Here is an 18,309-nt window from a genome sequence, read left to right on the forward strand (position 1 = left end):
TGCCTCGCCATGACTGTTATCAGAAATATCATGTTGCTGGTTTTCACAGCCATGCTGGGTGTCTTCGTGTTGGGTGGCACCAGCCTGTACCTGGCCGGTGAAATCAATACGAGCGCCAGCTATGCCAACGTCAATACGGTGCCCAGCCTGCTGGAGATCGACCGCGCCGCCGCGGCCTTCACCGACCTGCATGCCTTGCAATGGCAACGCTTGAACGAGACCGACAAAAACAGCGTGCCGGCTTACGCGGCCAGCGTGGCGCAGGATTTCAGCGCCGTTGGCAAAGCCCTGGATCGCTATCAGGCCGAGTTGACCTCCGACGAGCACGATGCGGCGTTGTTGAAACAACTGCGCGGCCACTTGGCTGAGTTTGCGGCGTTGCAGACCCACTTCGACAAGCTCATCGATGACGGTGACCAGGCCGCGGCCCGTGCATTGATCGAGACCAGCCAGCCCCTGCAGACCGCCGTGCTCACGGCGATCGGCGAGCTGCGTGAATACAACCTGGAACTGGGGCGCAAGGGCCAGGTGCTCGCCACCACCACCGAGAAGAACGCACGCACCCTCATCCTGCTGGTGAGCGGCCTGACCCTGGTGGCTACCCTGCTGATCGGCGTCTTGCTGGGGCGCAATCTGATGCGCCGGCTCGGGGCGGAACCTACCGTGGTGCAAGCCTATGCGGCACGCCTATCGGCCGGCGAATTGAATGCCAAGGCGACGCTCAGGGCGGGAGACACCACCAGCCTGATGGCGAGCATGCAGCAGTTGGGCGCGAACCTGCATGAATTGATCGTGGAGATGGACCGTATGTCCAGTGAGCACGACAAGGGCGAGATCGATGCACAGATCGATGCCGGCCGCTTTCATGGCAGTTACCGCTCCATGGCCCAGGGCATCAACGATATGGTCAACGGCCACATCGCGGTGAAGAAAAAAGCCATGGCCTGCATACGCGCCTTCGGTAACGGTGATCTGTCTGCGCCCCTGGAACAATTCCCCGGCAAAAAAGCCTTTATCAACGACAGCATCGAGCTGTTGCGCAGCAACATCCTGGCGCTGATCAATGAAATGCAGCACATGTCCAGCGAGCATGAAAAAGGTGACATTGACGTGATGATCGATGTCGAGCGCTTCGCGGGTTCGTATCGGGATATCGGCCAGGGCATCAATGACATGGTCAACGGCCATATCAACGTGAAGAAAAAGGCCATGGCCTGTATTCGCGCGTTCGGCGAAGGGGATTTGTCCGCGCCCCTGGAGCGTTTCCCTGGCAAGAAAGCCTTTATCAATGAAAACGTCGAGCAACTGCGCGCCAATATCCTGGCCCTTGTGGAAGATACCAGCGAGATCAGCGACAGTGCGCTGATCGGCAAGCTGGACACCCGCCCTGACGCCGCCCGGCACCAGGGCGATTTCCGCCGCATCATCCTCGGTATCAACGGTTCTCTGGACGCGATCATCGTACCGATCACCGAGGCCATGGAGGTGCTGTCGGCGATGGCCGCCGGCGACCTGACCCGCAGCATTACCGGCGACTACCAGGGCAAGTTCCTGGAGCTGAAGCACTCGGTCAATGGCACCGTGGAAAAACTCTCGGAAATCATCGGCGAAGTGCGCGGCTCGGCGGACTCGCTGTCGAGTGCTTCGGAAGAGATTTCCGCCACCGCCCAAAGCATGGCCCAGTCGGCTTCCGAGCAGGCGGCATCGGTCGAACAGACCTCGGCGTCGATGGAGCAAATGTCAGCGTCCATTTCCCAGAACACCGAAAATGCCAAGGTCACCGACGGCATGGCGGGCAAAGCCAACAAGGAAGCCTCGGAAGGCGGTCGAGCCGTGAAGGACACCGTGGCGGCGATGAAAACCATCGCCGAAAAAATCGGCATCGTCGATTCCATTGCCTACCAGACCAACTTGCTGGCGCTCAACGCGGCAATCGAAGCGGCACGGGCCGGCGAGCATGGCAAAGGCTTTGCGGTGGTCGCGGCCGAAGTGCGCAAACTGGCGGAGCGCAGCCAGATTGCCGCACAGGAAATCAGTGAGGTGGCCAAGAACAGCGTGGCCTTGGCCGAACGGGCGGGCAACCTGCTGGACGAGATTGTGCCGTCGATTGCCAAGACCTCCGACCTGGTGCAGGAAATTGCGGCTGCCTCGGAAGAACAATCCATCGGTTCCGAACAAATCAACAGCGCGATGTCGCAGATGAGCCAACTGACCCAGCAAAACGCGTCGGCCTCCGAGGAGCTGGCGGCGACGGCCGAGGAAATGAGTGGCCAGGCCGAGCAGTTGCAGGAACTCATGGGGTTTTTCACCGTGCAAAGCAAACGTGCCGGGCGCAATGTCTCGATGCCCCAGATCAGCCGAGCCATGTCCACCCAGGACCTGGACAGTCGCTCCTCGGACGGCGGTTTCGTCCGCTTCGGGAGTTGACCCATGGGCACCTCAGCGGGCATGCAGGGCGCTGTCGAAGCTACGTCGCCAGTGGATGAACCCTTGCAGTACCTGACCTTCCTGGCGGCCGAGGAGATGTACGCGGTCAATACCCTGAGCGTTCGTGAAATCATCGAATACAACCAGGTGACCAGCGTACCAATGATGCCGGAATTCCTGCGGGGGGTTATCAACCTGCGCGGCTCGGTGGTGCCGGTCGTGGACCTCAAGGCGCGTTTCGGCAAGGGCACGACGGTACTGGGCAGTCGCACCTGCATCGTCATCCTTGAGGCGGCGAAGGAGGGCGAATCCCAGGTCCTGGGGGTGGTGGTGGACTCGGTCAGCGAAGTGATCGAGATACTCGAGATCGATATCAAGCCCGCTCCGGCGTTCGGCAATCACATTCGCACCGACTTCATCGGGGGGATGACCAAGGTGCGAGGCGAGTTCGTCACGCTCCTGCAGATCGAGCATGTGCTGTGTGTCGATGAGATAGCCGGCCTGATCGCTGTCTAGGTATCTCCCCGGCGGATAGAGCTGTTGTGGTGAGCGGGCTTGCCCAGCGCCGGGGTGCGAAGCGCCCCTGATGAAGACGAAAACGTATGTGACCCGAGGTGAATCATGGCCCCACCCATCGACAGTCCAGGCAATGCCAGCGTCTCGAGCCCGAGCCAGTACCTCACCTTTGTGCTGGGGGAGGAGATGTTCGCCGTGGGCACGCTCAACGTTCGGGAAATCATCGAATACGGGCCGATCACCAGCGTGCCGTTGCTGCCTCCCAGCATACGTGGGGTGATTAACCTGCGTGGCGCGGCGGTGCCCGTGCTCGACCTGGGGGTGCGCTTTCGCGGCGAACGCTCGGTGCAGACTCCAAGGACCTGCGTTGTGATTATCGAGGTGCAGGCCAATGCCCAGCGCAAACCAGTGGGCATCATTGTCGATGCGGTCAGCGAGGTCCTGGAAATCGCCGACCAGGACATCGAGCCGTCGTTGAATTTCGGCACCGATGTCAGGGCCGACTTTTTACTGGGCATCGGCAAACTGGAGAGCGGTTTCGTGCTGTTGCTGGACATCGGTCGCGTGTTGTCCCTGGAACAGGTCGATGCGCTGGTCAACCTTGAGTCTTCGCTACCTTCGATCGCCTGAACAGGCTGGGGGAATGTCCTGATGAACGTGATCCTCTCTGACGCCGAGTTCGTGCAGTTTCGTGACCTCATCTATCAAATCGCCGGCATCAGCCTGTCCGATGCCAAGAAACAGTTGGTGAGCGCTCGCCTGGCCAAGCGACTGCAGGTGTTCAAGCTCAATACCTACGGCGCTTACTACAAGGTGCTGATGAAGGACAGCGTGGAGTTGCAGGTCGCGGTGGACATGCTGACCACCAACGAGACCTACTTTTTCCGTGAGCCCAAGCATTTTGATTTCCTGCGCGATGTAGCGTTGCCCGAGCTGCGGGGCAGCGGGCCGTTGCGCATATGGAGTGGCGCCTGCTCGACCGGCGAAGAACCCTATACCCTGGCGATGGTGCTGGCGGACAACCTCGCCGGCCGGCCCTGGGAGATTGTCGCGTCGGACATCAGCAGCCGGGTATTGGAAAAAGCCCGCCTTGGGCGTTATCCCCTCGACGGCATACGCGGCATCCCTGAGGCGCTGTTGAACAAGTATTGCCTCAAGGGCGTGGGCGCCAACCACGGTTGTTTCATGGTCGACCCGGCGCTGGCGGCGAAGATCGATTTCCAGTCGATCAATCTGAATAACCCGCTGCCGAAACTGGGGATGTTCGATGTGATCTTCCTGCGCAACGTGATGATCTATTTTGACAACGACACCAAAGTGCAGGTGGTCAAGCGCCTGGTCAGTCACCTCAAGCCGGGCGGGTACTTTCTGGTCAGCCATTCGGAGAGCCTCAACGGCATTACCGATCAGCTGCGGCTGGTCAAGCCTTCCATCTACCGGAGGCCGCATGCCTGACCGTCGACCGCCCAACGAGGTGTTCCTGAATCCCGGCGATTGGTTTTTCGGCTCGGGTGCGATTCGCCTGCGTACGGTGCTGGGATCCTGTGTTGCATTGGTGTTCTGGCATCCCCGGCGCTTGCTGGGGGGCATGTGTCACTACCTGCTGCCACAGCGCGCCGTGACCAAACAGGGCGTCCTGGATGGTCGCTACGGCAACGAAGCCTTTGAACTGTTGCTCGCTCGAATACAGTCGATCAAGGCCCTGCCGACGGAGTTCAGGATCAGCGTATTCGGCGGTGGAAACATGTTTCCCGGGCTTGTGCGCTCGGACAATGATTACGTCGGCCAGCGCAATGTCGAACAGGCCATGCGCCTGCTCGACCTGCATCAGTTGCGGTGTCAACACTTCCATGTGGAAGGCGTGGGTTATCGGACGATTGTGTTCGATCTGGCCAACGGCGAAATCGAACTCAACTACCTGGCCTTGAAGTGAACCCCCAGCAGCCCTCGTGGAGAGCGTGCGACATGAGCCTTATCAAAGTGCTGATCATTGATGATTCCGCCGTGGTGCGTCAGGTGCTGACGGCGACCCTGGGGCAAGACCCCGCTATCGAGGTTATCGGCGCGGCGGCAGACCCGGTGTTCGCCATGGACAAAATGAACAAGCAATGGCCGGATGTGATTGTGTTGGACGTGGAGATGCCACGGATGGATGGCATCACGTTCCTCAAGAAGTTGATGGCCGAACACCCCACGCCCGTGGTCATCTGCTCCACGCTGACCGAAAAGGGTGCGGCCACCACCATGCAGGCGCTGGCGGCCGGCGCGGTCAGCATTGTGACCAAGCCACAACTCAACCTGCGCCAGTTTCTCACCGACAGTGCCGATGAATTGGCGGGGGCCGTCAAGGCCGCCGCGCGGGCCAACATGAAACGCATGGTGCCTTCCAGCGAACGCGCTCCCGCCAGGCTGACGGCCGACGTCATATTGCCGGCGGGCACCCAGGCAATGGCGCGCACCACCGAGAACATTGTCGCCATTGGGACGTCCACGGGCGGCACCCAAGCCCTGGAGTTGGTGTTGACCGCCTTGCCCAGGGTCTGTCCGGGCATCGTCATCGTGCAGCACATGCCCGAACACTTCACCGCTGCGTTTGCCGAGCGCCTCAATCGACTGTGCGAGATCGAGGTCAGGGAGGCGAAGAACGGTGACCGGGTTATCCCCGGTTGTGCACTGATTGCCCCCGGTGGCCGGCACATGGTGCTCAAGCGCAGCGGTGCCCAATACCAGGTGGAAATTGTCGACGGACCTCCGGTCAGCCGGCATCGACCTTCCGTTGATGTACTGTTTCGTTCGGTGGCCCGCAGTGCCGGGAGTAACGCGCTGGGGATCATCATGACGGGGATGGGCGACGATGGCGCCCGGGGCCTGAAGGAAATGCACGACAACGGCGCCCGCACCCTGGGCCAGGATGAAGAGTCCTGCGTGGTGTATGGCATGCCCAAGGAGGCGTTCAAGCTCGGTGCGGTGGAGCGTGAGGTGCCCCTTGAGCAGATCTCGGCGGCGATTCTGCAATCCATGCACCAGCGGCGCTGACGGTTCGGGGTTCTGTGCTGATTGATAAGGCGCTCCGGCAATCCGCCTCGGGCCAGCCTGGGGTTTCAGTATGGGTCATGGTGGGCTCAGGGCAGGGAATCAATGGCCTGTAACACCGCACAGGCGATGGTCTTCGTAATCGTTCGCCGCTGGGCGTTATCGAGCATCGGGCTTAACCAGGTGGGTAGACTGTTCAGCATGGGCAAAATGGCCGTGAGCGCGCCCTCGCGCAACGGCCCGCCCGGTGGATGGCCTGCCTGGCCGATCAGATCCATTATTTCCGACTCATAGGCCCGTCGCAGTTGCTGGACGCTTGCCTGCATCGGGTCGCCCAGGCAATTGGCGTCCATGACCGCCAGCTTGAAGTGTCCGGTCATGTGTTCATGCAATTGAAGGTGACAGTCGATCAGTTGGGCCAGGCGTTGGTCGGGTGCCAATCGGCGATTCTTGATGCCGTGCACCTGGGACAACAGGGTTTGATACAGCTCCATCAGCAGTTCGTAAAGCAGCGCCTCTTTGCTTTCCACATGGTGATAGATCGCCCCCGGGCTTATGCCGACATGGGCGGCGAGTTCACGCATGCTGACCTGGTTGAAACTGCGCTCCTTGAATAACTCCGAGGCTTTGCGCTGGAAGTCTGATCGGTTCAGCACACGCTTTGCCCCGTATTGCGCGCACGCCTGGCGCTCCGGCACGCCGGCCACGGGTTCATGTCCCGGGCGCCTGCTGCCGGGCAATTTCCTGATTGCGCAGGATAAAGCGCTGCAACTTGCCACTGGGGGTCTTGGGGAGTTGCTCGACGAACTCCACTTCCCGGGGATAGGCATGGGCGGCCAGGCGCTGCCTTACATGCAGGCGCAGTACTTCGGCCAGCTCGGCGCTGGGCTGGTACTGGCTGTCGAGCACGACAAAGGCTTTGATCAGCTCGGTGCGTTGCGGGTCGGGCTTGCCGATCACCGCCGCCTCGATCACCGCCGGGTGTTCGATCAGCGCGCTCTCGACGTCGAACGGCCCGACGCGGTAGCCGGACGTGGTGATCACATCATCGTTGCGGCCGACGAAGCTGATACTGCCGTCGTCATTCAGCTCCACACTGTCGCCGCTGAGGTAATAGCGCCCCACAAAGGCCCGGGTGGGCATACCCAGGTAGCCGTCGAACCAGCACAGGGGCGAGCGTTCGCGATCCACCGCCAGGACGCCCGGCTGACCCGCCGGCAATTCCCGATGCGCGTCGTCCAGCACGACGATGCGGTAGCCGGGCACCGCATAACCCGCCGAGCCCTCACGGACCGGGTGACGCAAACCATGGTGATTGCACAACACCATGCCGATTTCCGTCTGGCCGTAATGATCGTGAATGGTCACGCCGAGTTGCTCGGCAAACCAGCGGATCACGTGTGGGTTGAGCGGCTCGCCGGCACTGCTGACGGCACGCAGGCGGCCGCGCACGGCGTCGGCGAACGCTGCCCCCTCGGCAATCAACAGGCGATAGGCCGTCGGGGAGCCGGCCAGATTGCTGACGGCGTACTTGGCAATGACTCGGCACGTACTCTCCACCGTAAAAGGGCCGTTGTAGAACAGCGTGGCATGACCACAGGCCAGCGGGCCGGTCACCGCGTAATACAGGCCATAGGCCCAGCCGGGATCGGCCAGGTTCCAGAAGCGGTCGTCCTGCTGCAGGCCAATGGAGTCGCGTATATAACCCTTGAAGGCGAGAATGGCGCGCAACGGCACTTCCAGAGGCTTGGCCGGCCCCGTGGTACCCGATGTGCACATCAACAGGAATGGCGCGCTGGCGTCCAGCAGTACCGGTTCGCACTCGACGTCTTGGCCGTCCAGGATGCTCCAGAACGGATAATCGCTGGGGTTCTGCGGGCCCCCGCCGGTTACGATCACGCTTGGGCAGTTGCCGATCTCATCCAGCTTGGGACGGTTCTGCGCATCCGTCACGATCCAGCGCGCGTTGAAGCAGCCCAATCGTTGCTCGATCGCCTTGGGACCAAATGCGGTGAAGAGCGGTTGATAGACCGCGCCCACCCGCCAGGTCCCCAAGATGGCAATCAGCAGTTCAACCGTGCGCGGCATCAGGCCGGCGACGCGGTCGCCCGGTTTTACCCCTTGCTCACGCAAGAAATGGCCGAAGCGGGCGGCGCTGGCCTGCAATTGGCTGAATGTGTATTGGGCGGCGCTGCCATCCTGTGCTTCGCAATACAACGCCACGGCGTCGTCGTGGGCGTGCCGGTCGCAGCATTCGACGCAGGCGTTCAGGGCAGTCAGGTCACCTTGCAAAGCCAGTTCGGCGGTCTGTTGGTAATTGAAGGATGTGGCCACAGCTTGATAATCACGCATAACGATACCTGGTTCTTATTGTTGGGTTTGTACGGCCAATAGTTGCGCTGCTCACGACTCGGCGCGGTGGCGCTAGCTGTCCATCATGTCGGCCGCTTGTTGGGTCGCCTGGCTGGTGCGGGTCGCCAGCTTGCGAACTTCATCGGCGACCACCGCGAACCCGCGTCCGGCGTCGCCAGCGCGGGCGGCTTCAATGGCGGCGTTCAAGGCCAACAGGTTGGTCTGGCTGGCGATGCCCTGGATGGTGGCGACAATGTGCGTCAGCTTGCGCAGGGTCTCCTGCATCACTCGGTGCTGGTGTTCCTGAGCCTCACGCATGCTGTTTTCTTCATGGTGGGCATGGATATCGGTGATGGCACCCACCACCCTTTGCGGGGAGCCGTCCTCTGCGCGTCGCGTCTGCCCACGGCCGCGAAACCAGCGGTAATTGCCACTGCTGTGCTTGAGCCGATAATCGACATCAAAGGGTGTTTTACCGCTGTGGTCTTCGACGTGGGCGACAAACGCCGCGATTGCCCGTGCGCTGTCGTCTGGATGCAAGCGTGAGGTCCAGCTTTCCAATGTGTTGGGAAATTCCTCAACCGTGGTGTACCCCAGCAGTCGCCGCATTTGCGAAGACCACCAGATGGTGTTGTTCGGGTTCGCCGGGTCACCCGCCACCACCTCAATGTCCCAGAGCCCGTCATGGAGCATTTCACGGGAAATCTCGAAGCGTGTGGCCGCCAGTTCGAGTGACTCTTCGTGCAGGCGCTGTTCATGAATGTCACGCAGGCTTCCGCCGATGGCGACCGGTACGCCTTGCGCATCGCGGCGCGCCACACCGCTGATCCTGCACCAACGATAGTCACCGTCTGATGCAAGGGCCATGCGTACGTCCAGCGCAAAGGGCGTTCGCCCGCTGCGATCAGCCAGGTGCCGGGCCAGCGCGTCGAGAAAGCGTTGCCGGTCCGTCGCGTGCAGGTGCTCGTTCCAGCGACCAAGTTGATCAATACCTTGGGTCGGGATCGACGCGGACCCTGTCCACTTCATAGCCCACTCCGGTGCGGGTGCAGCCATACCTGCCGGTTGCAGTTCCCAAAACAGTTCACCTGCGCCTTGGGCGATAAGTGCCCAGCGCGCTTCCTGCTCCTGCAAAAGCGCGTCGCGGCGGGCCAGGTGCTCGGTCAATTGGGTGGCTTCCAATGCCAGCGCGTGTGTCTGTGCTTTCAGGGCTCGCCGCTCTTGCAGCAATGTCTCGACGCCCGCCAGGATGCGTCGCAATAACGGGTTGCTCGACGACAGCGGTGTACTCGCCTGGTCAGGCTCATCCAGTCTGTCGGCAAGCGGAGCCAATACCCAGCGGTTGGTTCGGCTGAAAAAGAGCATGGGGCACCTCTATCTCGGATCAAATGGGGGCAATCGCCATGGGCTGTGTGGGGGTGCGGGCAAGGGCCTGTCGGTCAAAGGCGGTCGCCCCCGGCAGTGCCTGCCAGGCCAGTGGGCCGGCGGCGATTTCCTGGGCGCTCAGCAGGCAGTGGTCGAGCTCGCGCTGTAACGCGTCGGTGTCGAGGCCCTGGCCGATAAACACCAACTCCTGCCGGCAGTCGCCGACCACGCTGTCCCATTTGGCCCTGATGCCCTGCATCCGGTATTCGTCCCGGGGCCATTGCGACGGCTCGATGAAGTTCCACCAGCGCCCGACATAGTCCCATTGGAACCGCTTGCCGCTTTGCACCAGCAGGCCGGTTTCCAGGTGGCGGCTGGCGAGCCAGAAGTAACCTTTGCTGCGCAGCAACCGCCCGTTGCTCCAGGGCTGCTGGAGAAAGGCGAGCAACCGCTGCGGGTGGAAAGGTGCGCGCTCACGGTACACCCAGGACGTCACGCCATAGGTGTCTGACTCGGAGGCCGGCGCGTCTGCCGCCTCCATTTTCCGCATCCAGCCCGGCGACGCCGCGAGGCTGGGTAAATCAAACAGATGGGTGCCGAGGAGGCTGGCTGACGGGATGTTACCGTGGGCCATCGGCATGATCCGCGCCGTCGGGTTAAGCCCCGTGAGGATCGCCTGCACGGCCTGGTACTGCGCAGCATCGATGAGGTCCAGCTTGTTGACGAGAATGACGTTGGCGTACTCCACCTGTTCGATCAGCAGATCGGCCAGGTGGCGCTTGGGTGCGTCTGGCGTGGCGTCATCCTGGTCAATGGTGTGCGGCGATTCGAGCAGTTCCTGGAAACGACTGCCGTCGACCACCGTCACCAAGGTGTCCAGGCGCGCCAGTTCGCTGAGGCTGAAACCCTCAGCGTCAAGGAAGGCGAACGTCTCCGCGACCGGCATCGGCTCGGAGATCCCCGTGGATTCAATCAGCAGGTAATCGAAACGCTGTTGGCGTGCGAGCATACTGATCTGCTCGAGCAAATCGGCGCGCAGGGTGCAGCAGATACACCCGTTGCTCATCTCGATCAGCTCATCGCGACCACGGTGCAGCGCGACATCGCGCTGCACTTCTTCGGCATCGATATTGACTTCGCTCATGTCATTGACGATGACGGCCACGCGCAGGCCTTCGCGATTGCGCAGGATGTGGTTGAGCAGGGTGGTCTTGCCGGCGCCGAGGAAGCCCGAAAGGACCGTCACCGGCAGTCGGCTTGCCTGGGCGCCGTCTGTCATGGGTTCACCGCGCGCGGGCCGGCGGCCTTGTCCAGGTAGCTTTCGAACAGGTCGACCACCACAAAACCCTCATCGGCGGCATCTCCCCACAGGTCCTTCACGGCGAACTCGACGTGGTAGGTGGGTTGATGGGCTGCGCTTACATCGCCATGGCCGATTGCGTCGGGGAACGGCCATTTCTCTGACGTGCGGTGCAGGACCACGCCTTCCTTGCCGCGCACGTAGGCGGGCATGCGGATGTGCCCAGCCACATATTCGTCTCGCACCACCACCCGATCCCCCACCTCGAAGGGCGGCCGCCCCGTGATCGCCGGGCGGCCCTCGGCATGGGCGGGATTCGCCAGCTTGAAGTGGGAGCCCAAGGCCTGATCAAGCTCCGCCTGGGTGATCACGCCGGTTTCGACCAGCAGGGTAGCGGTCGCGATGACGTAGCGTTCGTAGTACTGGGTGCCGACATGCTGGCGCACATCCAGGCGTTCGACGGCGTGACGCACTTCGTCCACGCTGAACTTTTTCAAGTGGTCGGCACCGATGAACATCAAGCTGTAGGCCAGATGCTCCCAGTCCTGCTTGAACACCTGTTTGTAGCTCAGGCTGTTGATGGTGTGGGGGACTTTTCCAAAGCCTTGGAAACCGCCGAGATCGTGAAAGCCATCCATAATCAAAACTCCGGGAGTGAACGATGATGAGGTGTTGTTTTCAGCCCACGCGGGGCAGGGCGACGCCGATCAGCACGTCTTTGGTCACCAGCGCTTGAAGCTGCTCTTCGCTCATGTGTTCTGAGCCTTCCGGCCTGACCGGCAGCACCAGGTAGCGGCTTTCGGCGCTGGTATCCCAGACCTTGACCACCATGTTCCGGGGCAACTCCGTCCCCAGCTCGCGCAGTACCGTGCGCCCCTCCCGGACCAGGCGTGCGCGGAACTCGAAACCCTTGTACCACTCCGGTGGCAGGCCGAGGACCGGCCAGTTGGTGCAGGAGCACAGGCTGCAGACAATCACGTTCTTCAGCGTCGGCGTGTCCTCCAGGGCGACGATGTATTCGCCCTGGGGGCCGGTGTAGCCGAACTGGGCGCAGGCCGCCGTGCCGTCCTTGAGCAACAGTGCCCGGAACTGCGGATCGACCCACGCCTTGGCCACCACACGGGCGCCGTTCTCGGGGCTCCAGCCGTGCTCCATCAATTGCGTGAGCTGCTCGACATAGCCCTCCGGGATGAGTTCCTTGCTCTTGAGGACTTGAAACAATGCCCAGGCTCTTTCGCCGGGCGTTGAAGTCGCTGTATTCATGGGGTCACTCCTATCAGTCAACACGGTGGTAAAAGTCATTGGATTTCTTATTGTTCTACGGGCGCCGGCGGCGCCCGTAGACGGCTCAGAGCGTGCGCCAGTCCACGGAGGCTTCAAACGCCGCCGCAGCCTGGTAAAGGGTGCCTTCGGCATAGTGTCTGGCGACCAGCATCAGCCCGACGGGCAGGCCGTCGACCCGCCCGCATGGAATCGACAGGGCGGGATGCCCGGTGATGTCCTGTGGCGCGGTGTTGCCGATCATTTCCAGCGCGCGCGCCACGTACTCGGTGATCGAGCAATCCGCCGGTGGATGGGGTTGGGCAATGATCGGTGTGGTCGGCATCACCAGCAGGTCGTAGGTCTGCAGCGCCTTGTCATAGCCCTGCCGGGCGAAGCGCGCGAGGTTTTGCGCCTTGGCGTAATAACGTCCGTTGTAGTGGTTCAGCCCGTATTGGCCGACGAACATGCACAGCTTGAGCGACGCGGACAATTGGTCGGCCTGCTCGCGCCAGCCGACCTGTTTGTCCAGCAGGCCGACATCGTAGAGGCCTTTCCAGTTAAAGCCCGCGCCGTTGCCATGCATCATCTGCATGGTCAAGCCTTCGCAGCCGATGGGGTGCCACAACGAGCCCGCCAGGTTGTGCTCGGGAACGGACACCGCCTCGACCTGCGCGCCCAACGCCTCGAGACGGGCGATGGCGTCACGCACTTTCTCGGCGACGCGAGGGTCCTGGTTGGCCAGTGCGAAGCCCTCTTGCAACACACCGATTTTGAGCCCGCGCACGCCCCTCGTCAGGTAGCTGTGATAGTCGTCGACTTGCGGCGCAGCCTGGCGCGGGTCAAGCCCATCCGCGCCGGCCATGGCTTGCAGCATCAGCGCGTTGTCGCGCACGTTGGCGGTAATAGGGCCGACATGGTCGATCGTGGCTTCAATCGCCATGACCCCGGAGTAGGGCACCAGGCCGTGGGTCGGCTTCATGCCGTAGGTGCCGCAGAAGGACGACGGGATTCGGATGGACCCGCCTTGATCTCCGCCAACGGCCATGTCCACCTCTCCGGCCGCGACCAACGCCGCACTGCCCGATGAAGATCCACCGGCGGCATAACCGTGACGATGGGGGTTGTGCACGGGGGCAGGGTCTGAGGTGTGACTGCCGCCGGACAAACAGTAATGCTCACAGGTGGCCTTGCCCAGGATCGTCGCCCCGGCATCCAGCAGACGCGTGACCACAGTGGCGTCGAATGACGGTACGAAACCGGCCAGGGGCGCGGCGCCATTCATCAGCGGCACGCCTGCCAGGGCGATGTTGTCTTTCAGCGCGACGGTTTTGCCGGCCAGCAGGCCCTCCCGGGCCCCGTTCACTTCAGCCCGGTAGTACCAGGCGTTCAACGGGTTTTCCTTGTCCGAGGGCCGATAGCCCGAACTGCGTTCGTAGCGTACGGGCGGAACGAAATCAGGCAGCTCATCGACCAGGTCGTACGCGTCGAAACTCGGTTGCATCAGGTCCAGGTACTGCGCAGCCTGCTCTGGCGTCAGCTGCATGTGCAACTGGGTGGCGAGGTCCTGCAGTTGATCAAGCGTGGGTCGAATAATGGCCATGATTTTCCTTGATGTCATCGATGAACGGCGGGAAGACTTGAGACTGTTCAAACACTTCCAGCACTGTCGGGGTCGGATCATTCCGGGTCGTAATGGAGAACAAATTAGGCCTCTTTTGCCACTGCGGCTTGGTTGAACAGGACACTCGCTTGGCTGAACAGGACAGCTCAGCGCGGTGCCACTTCGTGGTCAGATGCCTGTCAAAAAGTGGCCCCGACCCCATGCGCTAGAGATGAGGGCCAAAAAATAATCGGGACGAATGGGGCGGTGCCGGGTGTCAGCTTTGCGCGACACCTGCATCACGCAACATGCCGGTCTGCGGGTGGCAGTTGATGTACTCGAACAGCTGGCTCTTGGCGTCCGAGACCGACACTTCGTGGTACAGCCGCAACTTCACCAGGCCGGCCGCCACACGGAAGAAGGTGACAAAGATGCGCAGGTGGGTGGGATGGGATTCCGCCCAGCGTTCCAGTTTCTCGACCGAGCGCCAGTGGCCGATGTTGTAGCTCATGTCGAGGAAGTTGCCGTCGAGGTCGATATTGCGCACGAAGCGATTGCTGTAGCAGCCCAGGGGCGCACCGTTATCGCGCAGGAAATCCATGCCGTCCTGCAATGTCGGCAAGATTTCGTCGAGGTACAGTGAACGCTCGTCAGCCTCGGCGTCAGCCCAATCCTGGCCGGAGCGAATCAGCGCGATGTTGTCATGGCCCATGACGATGACGCGGCCACCTTTGGCCGGATCTCCCTGCACCACCTTCAGTTCGCCCGTGGGGCTCATCCAGTCGGTCTGGGACGCCGGGAAACGATCGCGCATCGACCCCCAGTAACCGTGCTCTTCGATCTCGCCGCTGGTGGTGTCCATGATCGCGCCCACCCCCGGCAACTGCGTCTGGAACGCATAGAGGGTTTCGAACTGCTCGGCACGCGGCGCGGTGATTTCGCGAAAATAACCCAGGCCATCGTTCAGGCGATCCGGCGATGCCCACCAGTCATTGACGGGCGGTGATCGCAACCAGCGGCAATAGGCTGCGGCGTCCTTCCAGTAGCCGACGATCATCAGGTTGTCGTAGCCACTGTTGTCCGTGTGATGGGTCAAGTCGTGGGTCTGCGGGCCGTCGGGCAGGCTGAAGCTGCCGACGATGTCGCGCATGGCTTTAAGGGCACGCTCACGCTGCGCCTCACCGCGAAACTGCACGCCCAGGTAGGCCATCGCTACCTGCTTCAATTGTTCGCCAGCGCGGCCGACCCACATAGGGAAGGGCGGCTGGTAGTCCTCGGGCACCCGGCGGGACAACGTCCGTGGGCATCTAAGGTGTTTGTCGATCGCAGATTCCATGGGCGGCTCCTTGTTTTTTTCAGGTTCAGGCGTAGCGGGCTGGACAGGCTGTGAGGTCATAGTCAGGCAGGTACGAACCGCCTCGCTTTGTTCGCCAGGACAACCGTTTGGTTGGAAAAGACAGATGCCCGATGCCAGGGCTCAGGCGCGATAAAGGGGGCTGTGCGTGGTCTGAATTTTGCTTTCCAAGATCGACCGGCAGCGTGTCGCTGCTTCAAGTCGTTGCATTAAGGTGAGTGCCATGGCTCAGAACAATCACTATTCCACCCTTGCCGTTTCGCAACCGCGTCGCTTCGATTACTGGAAAGAAGTGGTGTGTCGCCATTGTCTTATGGCTGACAGCAAACCCTCGACCCAGAGCGATTTCAACGGAACGCTCCAGGTCTCCGGCGTAGGGGCGTTGGATGTCTCCAGGCTGTCGTCCCCGCTGCACCATTGGGTCCGTTCCGAGCGGCATTTACGCAGTGGCCCCGCCGACGACCTGTGGCTGGGCTTCACCCTCAATGGGTATGGCGAACTTGAGCAAGAGGGGCGCAAGGCCACACTGGGCGCGGGTAATTTGTTCCTTTATGACGCAACCCGACCGTTCCGATTCAGCCTGGGGGGGAGCGAAAACCACTTGATGCGCATCCCTCGGCAGTTGCTGACCGAGCGGTTGCCGCGTGTGGCGGAATGCACCGCAATGGTGCTGGATGACCGCCGCCCCGGCGTGGTGCCGCTGCGCGAGATGCTGCGCCAGATGGCGAACACTCCCGTGCTTCTGGAGGATGGAGGCATTTGCAATCGTTACTCCAACACGATAATCGACCTGCTCGTGATCAGCCTGGAACTCCAGGACCTGAAGACCACTCACCAAGAGCTGGATCTGTATGCGCGGATAATGACCTACATCCAGCACCACTTGAGCGACCGAGAACTGTCGATCGAACTGATCGCCCAAGCCCACCACGTGTCCACCCGCACGGTGACCCGTGCATTCGCCCGTCATCAGAAAAGCCCGGTCGCGGAGATCTGGAAAGAACGGCTGAATGCCAGTCGCGCGGCGATCGAGTGCGGCCAGGTGCGCAGCGTTTCCCAAGCCGCACTGGATTTCGGTTTTTCCGATTTCTCCCACTTCAGCCATGCTTTTCGCAAGGCGTTTGGGGTTGCGCCGCACACGCTCTTGACGCGCAACTGATGGGCCCCCCAAAAAAAAGGCGGGGGTTATTGGCGTCCTGCTCGATAAAATGGACGAGATGAAAGGGTTAAGTTGCTAGCGATCCCCCTGCCGATTCAAGCCCGAGTCCCGGCCGACGCAGCCTCGCCAGGGCTCGGCAGCTACGGATTTGACAGGCGTCAAGGTGCTCCCACCTCAGGAATGCTCGATCACCATCACTGCCGTGGTGTCCGCCTCAAGTGCCTCGAACACATGCGGCACATTCGCCAGGTAGCTGATGTAGTCGCCGGCGTTGAGCAACACCGGGCCACTCGCCGGGCCGATACGTGCACTGCCACTGCACAGCACCACATGCTCTACGGTGCCCTGCGGGTGAGGCTGAGACAGACGAACTTCGCCGGGCTGCACCTTGAGTCGGTAGATGTCGCGCTGTACGCCAGCCGGGCAATCGGCAAGCAGGGTCGCTGCGTAATGGGCCGTCTCGGCATAGGCGGTCATGCCCTCGTTGGCGCGAATCACCCGCAGGGCCTGCCGGGGTTGCTCGAAGAACCGGGTGACTTGCAAGCCCATGGCCATCGCCAGCGACCACAAGGTTTCGATGCTGGGGTTACCGATGCCCGACTCCAATTGAGACAAGGTCGACTTCGCTAGCCCGGCGCGCTTCGCCAGCTCGGTCAAGGAAAGCCCGGCGGCCAGGCGCTCGCGCTTGATTGACAGCGCCAGCAGATCGATTCGAGTCAGATTATTTTTCGGTAGGTCGTTCGTTATATCGGTCATTTGTTTTATAAACCATCCCTAAATGGGTTGACGCTCTTGGGTACCATGTTCAGTATATCGGCCATACGTTCATTATAAAGTTGTATTTGCCAGCCTATTTCCCCGCGAACGGTGGCTTGGGCCATGGCGATGTCGATAGCAAGGAAGCCGTGAGTGATGAAGTCGCAAACCCGTGGGACGCTCGAAATGATCTCGGCCATGGTCATCTCCGGCACAGTCGGCTGGTTCGTCGTCATGTCGGGGCAGGGCCCGGAGGCGGTGGTGTTCTGGCGTTGCCTGTTCGGCGCCCTGGCGATGCTGGTCGCGTGCCTGGCGCTTGGGGTGCTGCGTCGCTCCCGGATCACTGCCCGGCAATTCCTTCTGGTGTGCCTGGGCGGGGTGGCGTTGGTCCTCAACTGGGTGCTGCTGTTCGGTGCCTACACCCATTCCTCCATTGCCATTGCCACGGTGGTCTACCACGTCCAGCCGTTCATGCTGGTTGGCCTGGGTGTGCTGTTTTTTGCCGAACGCCTCAGCATCGCCAAGGTCGGCTGGCTGCTGTTGGCCTTCGCCGGGCTGATGCTGATTGTGTCCGCCAAGGGCCGTGGGCAGGCCACCGGTGCCGACTACGTGCTGGGTGTCTGCCTGGCCCTGGCTTCAGCCTTCTTCTATGCCGTGGCGGCGGCGATCACCAAGCGTCTCAAGGATTTGCCCGCGCACCTGATCGTGCTGATCCAGATGGTGGTCGGCGTGCTGGTGCTGGCACCGTTCGTGGACTTCACTGGGGGCGAAACGCTCAAGGGCGCCTGGACTTACCTGATCATTATCGGGGTGGTCCATACCGGGCTGATGTCGACCCTGTTGTACAGCGCCATCCAGAAAATCCCCACGGCACTGGTCGGGGCGCTGTCGTTCATCTATCCGATTGTTGCCATCCTGGTCGACTGGGTAGCCTTCGCCCATCCCCTCAGCACCCTGCAGGTGATGGGCGCAGGCGCGATCCTGCTGGCGGCGGCGGGCATGAACTTTGGCTGGTCGCTGGGCCGCGCGGGGCGTCAGGACTTGACCTAAGGTCGGGCGCCCAACCGCCATCGAGTCAAAAGACGTCACGCCAACCACTGGCGACGACGCGCCTGGGAAGAACATCGATGAATACGCGTGGTTCTGGTGTCACGGCCTGTCATAATCCGGGGCGCGCCTGGATC

At 61.7% G+C, this 18,309-nt stretch carries 15 protein-coding genes and 4 pseudogenes; 9 read left to right on the forward strand and 10 right to left on the reverse strand.

Features of this window, described 5'->3' with window-relative positions; genetic code table 11:
* Nucleotides 1-9: 9 nt before the first annotated feature.
* The 7 genes and pseudogenes from FX984_RS32585 to FX984_RS01030 all read left to right on the forward strand — a co-directional run.
* Nucleotides 10-1,530: pseudogene (locus tag FX984_RS32585) on the forward strand (MCP four helix bundle domain-containing protein); the annotation flags it as partial.
* 60 nt (nucleotides 1,531-1,590) lie between these two features.
* Nucleotides 1,591-2,307 (forward strand): annotated as a pseudogene (locus FX984_RS32590) (methyl-accepting chemotaxis protein); the annotation flags it as partial.
* 123 nt (nucleotides 2,308-2,430) lie between these two features.
* Nucleotides 2,431-2,943, forward strand: a complete 513-nt coding sequence (locus FX984_RS01010; protein ID WP_223841580.1) for a chemotaxis protein CheW — start codon at nucleotides 2,431-2,433, stop codon at nucleotides 2,941-2,943.
* Between the two features lie 105 nt (nucleotides 2,944-3,048).
* Entirely contained in the window at nucleotides 3,049-3,573 is a 525-nt protein-coding gene (locus FX984_RS01015) for a chemotaxis protein CheW (protein WP_027605690.1), read from the forward strand.
* A 21-nt stretch (nucleotides 3,574-3,594) separates the two neighbouring features.
* Nucleotides 3,595-4,398, forward strand: a complete 804-nt coding sequence (locus FX984_RS01020; RefSeq protein WP_027605691.1) for a CheR family methyltransferase — start codon at nucleotides 3,595-3,597, stop codon at nucleotides 4,396-4,398.
* Complete coding sequence (locus tag FX984_RS01025) at nucleotides 4,391-4,876, forward strand: chemotaxis protein CheD (RefSeq protein WP_027605692.1); 486 nt, start codon at nucleotides 4,391-4,393, stop codon at nucleotides 4,874-4,876. Before FX984_RS01020 ends, FX984_RS01025 begins: the two co-directional genes overlap by 8 nt.
* Nucleotides 4,877-4,908: 32 nt before the next feature.
* A complete protein-coding gene (locus FX984_RS01030; RefSeq protein WP_098479617.1) occupies nucleotides 4,909-5,979 on the forward strand; it encodes a protein-glutamate methylesterase/protein-glutamine glutaminase in 1,071 nt (356 codons plus the stop codon).
* 86 nt (nucleotides 5,980-6,065) lie between these two features.
* Here FX984_RS01030 and FX984_RS01035 read toward each other — a convergent pair whose 3' ends face one another.
* From FX984_RS01035 to oxdA, 9 genes and pseudogenes are all read right to left on the reverse strand, one after another.
* On the reverse strand, nucleotides 6,066-6,629 hold the full coding sequence (locus FX984_RS01035) for a TetR/AcrR family transcriptional regulator (protein ID WP_223841637.1): 564 nt from the start codon (nucleotides 6,627-6,629) through the stop codon (nucleotides 6,066-6,068).
* 58 nt (nucleotides 6,630-6,687) lie between these two features.
* A complete protein-coding gene (locus FX984_RS01040; protein WP_154905224.1) occupies nucleotides 6,688-8,328 on the reverse strand; it encodes an AMP-binding protein in 1,641 nt (546 codons plus the stop codon).
* A 96-nt stretch (nucleotides 8,329-8,424) separates the two neighbouring features.
* Nucleotides 8,425-8,694: pseudogene (locus FX984_RS33025) on the reverse strand (methyl-accepting chemotaxis protein); the annotation flags it as partial.
* Nucleotides 8,680-9,693: pseudogene (locus FX984_RS32905) on the reverse strand (PAS domain-containing protein); the annotation flags it as partial. The pseudogenes FX984_RS33025 and FX984_RS32905, both read right to left, overlap by 15 nt.
* Nucleotides 9,694-9,712: 19 nt before the next feature.
* Nucleotides 9,713-10,972, reverse strand: coding sequence for a GTP-binding protein (locus tag FX984_RS01050; protein WP_146476459.1), 1,260 nt, complete (start codon nucleotides 10,970-10,972; stop codon nucleotides 9,713-9,715).
* The gene (nthB, locus tag FX984_RS01055; protein WP_027605698.1) at nucleotides 10,969-11,631 is read right to left on the reverse strand and encodes a nitrile hydratase subunit beta; all 663 of its coding nucleotides are present in this window, start codon (nucleotides 11,629-11,631) and stop codon (nucleotides 10,969-10,971) included. Before nthB ends, FX984_RS01050 begins: the two co-directional genes overlap by 4 nt.
* Nucleotides 11,632-11,671: 40 nt before the next feature.
* The gene (nthA, locus tag FX984_RS01060; RefSeq protein ID WP_146476458.1) at nucleotides 11,672-12,256 is read right to left on the reverse strand and encodes a nitrile hydratase subunit alpha; all 585 of its coding nucleotides are present in this window, start codon (nucleotides 12,254-12,256) and stop codon (nucleotides 11,672-11,674) included.
* Nucleotides 12,257-12,341: 85 nt separating this feature from the next.
* The gene (locus FX984_RS01065) at nucleotides 12,342-13,856 is read right to left on the reverse strand and encodes an amidase (protein WP_098479612.1); all 1,515 of its coding nucleotides are present in this window, start codon (nucleotides 13,854-13,856) and stop codon (nucleotides 12,342-12,344) included.
* 277 nt (nucleotides 13,857-14,133) lie between these two features.
* Complete coding sequence (gene oxdA, locus FX984_RS01070) at nucleotides 14,134-15,192, reverse strand: aliphatic aldoxime dehydratase (protein WP_092358134.1); 1,059 nt, start codon at nucleotides 15,190-15,192, stop codon at nucleotides 14,134-14,136.
* A 241-nt stretch (nucleotides 15,193-15,433) separates the two neighbouring features.
* Here oxdA and FX984_RS01075 point away from each other — a divergent pair, with 241 nt between their 5' ends.
* On the forward strand, nucleotides 15,434-16,369 hold the full coding sequence (locus FX984_RS01075) for an AraC-like ligand-binding domain-containing protein (RefSeq protein WP_027605702.1): 936 nt from the start codon (nucleotides 15,434-15,436) through the stop codon (nucleotides 16,367-16,369).
* Nucleotides 16,370-16,543: 174 nt separating this feature from the next.
* Here FX984_RS01075 and FX984_RS01080 read toward each other — a convergent pair whose 3' ends face one another.
* Nucleotides 16,544-17,125 carry a helix-turn-helix domain-containing protein gene (locus FX984_RS01080; protein ID WP_027605703.1) on the reverse strand — a complete coding sequence of 194 codons (582 nt, stop codon included), beginning with the start codon at nucleotides 17,123-17,125 and terminating at the stop codon, nucleotides 16,544-16,546.
* Nucleotides 17,126-17,281: 156 nt separating this feature from the next.
* Here FX984_RS01080 and FX984_RS01085 point away from each other — a divergent pair, with 156 nt between their 5' ends.
* Entirely contained in the window at nucleotides 17,282-18,175 is an 894-nt protein-coding gene (locus FX984_RS01085) for a DMT family transporter (RefSeq protein ID WP_092358130.1), read from the forward strand.
* Nucleotides 18,176-18,309: the final 134 nt, after the last annotated feature.

The organism is Pseudomonas marginalis, from assembly GCF_008692035.1.
GTDB classification, from domain to species: domain Bacteria; phylum Pseudomonadota; class Gammaproteobacteria; order Pseudomonadales; family Pseudomonadaceae; genus Aquipseudomonas; species Aquipseudomonas marginalis.